Origin of the sequence: Ornithinibacillus contaminans (genome assembly GCF_001038425.2) — a bacterium.
GTDB classification, from domain to species: domain Bacteria; phylum Bacillota; class Bacilli; order Bacillales; family Amphibacillaceae; genus Ornithinibacillus; species Ornithinibacillus contaminans.
Window position 1 is genome coordinate 1 of record NZ_LDPV02000028.1, and the last position, 1611, is coordinate 1611.

At 37.3% G+C, this 1611-nt stretch carries 1 protein-coding gene and 2 pseudogenes; 1 reads left to right on the top strand and 2 read right to left on the bottom strand.

Annotation, left to right across the window (positions count from 1 at the left end; translation table 11 throughout):
- Positions 1–112: 112 nt before the first annotated feature.
- Positions 113–275: pseudogene (locus tag JF53_RS17850) on the top strand (IS256 family transposase); the annotation flags it as partial.
- 117 nt (positions 276–392) lie between these two features.
- Here JF53_RS17850 and imm40 read toward each other — a convergent pair.
- Entirely contained in the window at positions 393–746 is a 354-nt protein-coding gene (gene imm40 / locus JF53_RS06795) for an Imm40 family immunity protein (RefSeq protein ID WP_047982135.1), read from the bottom strand.
- Positions 747–768: 22 nt separating this feature from the next.
- A pseudogene (locus tag JF53_RS17750) lies at positions 769–1611 on the bottom strand (hypothetical protein); the annotation flags it as partial.

The window sequence follows — 1611 nt, forward strand, 5'->3', positions numbered from 1 at the left end:
TGCTGGGACTTCTTTGTAACCCGCTAGTAACGCGAGGTTACTTTCCATTAATTCCTCGGCCGTGATCACTTTATATTTCGAGTCTTGTCTGAACTCACTCTACTATAGTGTAGGAACATTCCCTAATGAGAATGCCCCTGCTTAAAGTTCTATATTTACGTGTGAAAGAGTTGGAAAACAAATGGGAAGGTGGTCATATTCAAAACTGGTCTTTAGCCATGAACCAGCTATTAGTGGATGACCGATTAAAGGATAGGGTTCTCAAATATATTTGAGTGTGTTTTAGGACTTACACACTTTGACAAACCCGTATAAGAAGCGATTTATTCGGTACTCCCTATCTATTTACTTAAAAAACCCCCTCAAGTCAATTGACTCGAGAGGGTAAACATTCACTTTCTTGAATATACAAGTACAAAGAAATATTCATGTCCATTTTTTTCATAGTTATCAATATATTCTAATGCTTTTTCTTTACTCTTTACAGTAAAATTGTCCCATGGAATTTGTTCATCTTTATTAAGAAACCAACTATCATAAGTAGGGACAAAGTTCCCTTTTTCTAAAGAATAAACATCCCCACCTAAGATAGCATATCCATTTTCTATTAAACACTCTATTACAGCCTTTACATCATTTATTTTCCAAGCTATCTCATTGACCCCCATTTGTTCAAGAGAATGTCCCCTTTCAAATAAATCTAATGGGAAGTCGCTTGGTAGAGAAAATTTGTTTAAGTCCGTCATTTTATTTCCCCCTTTTTTCTAATTATTTTACTCTAAATAATCTATGATTAACTGTTTTGCCATCAGGTTCAATAATGTATTCGAAAACACCTTCTCTGCCTTTATACCCTCCAGGTATATTGACCCTCGTTCTCATAATACCATCTCCCCCTTTTAAAGACTCTATTTTACCTAATCCACCATAATTATCTACAATAGTAGGAAAACTATGAAAGTCACCTTGTTGCATTTGATTTTTCACCTTATCAGTATATTGTATATTGGCTAAGGGGTTTTTACTTGGTTTACCTAATTGCTTCCCTATATTATCACCTGCTGCAGGTGCATTAAGTTTAGGAGTACCCTTAGGACTAATCCTCGGAGGAGAAGCACTGTCCAACACACTAGTTACACCTTTGGCTCCAATCAGAATACCTGCTATTTCAATCGTAGCTCTTCCTGCTACTCTAGCTCCTGAACTCTCACCCACATAGCTCTTGGCATCTTGAAACATTGATGTTATCACTTCACCCTTATATGCCATATCTACAGGATTTAGTAATCGCCCAAGATGTGATGCTGTATCGAGCGGATGTTTTACTACATATTCGATTCCTTCCATAGTAGATTGAACGCCATCGCCTATGCCCCCGTAATATTCCATCGTCCAAGAAGGCGTTTTGGCACTTATTGGTATCTCTGAAACAAAACTATTCTCTGGTAATCCCTTATAGAAATCGTTTTGTCTTAGTACGGTACCGTCGGAAAATTCGTAATACATCATTCCACTTGGATCGGTGTACGTCTTTTGATGTCGTATCCCCGACAAACTCTGTTCCTCATTCTTAAACAATTCCATATAATCCGATCTGGTTAATGGTTCATC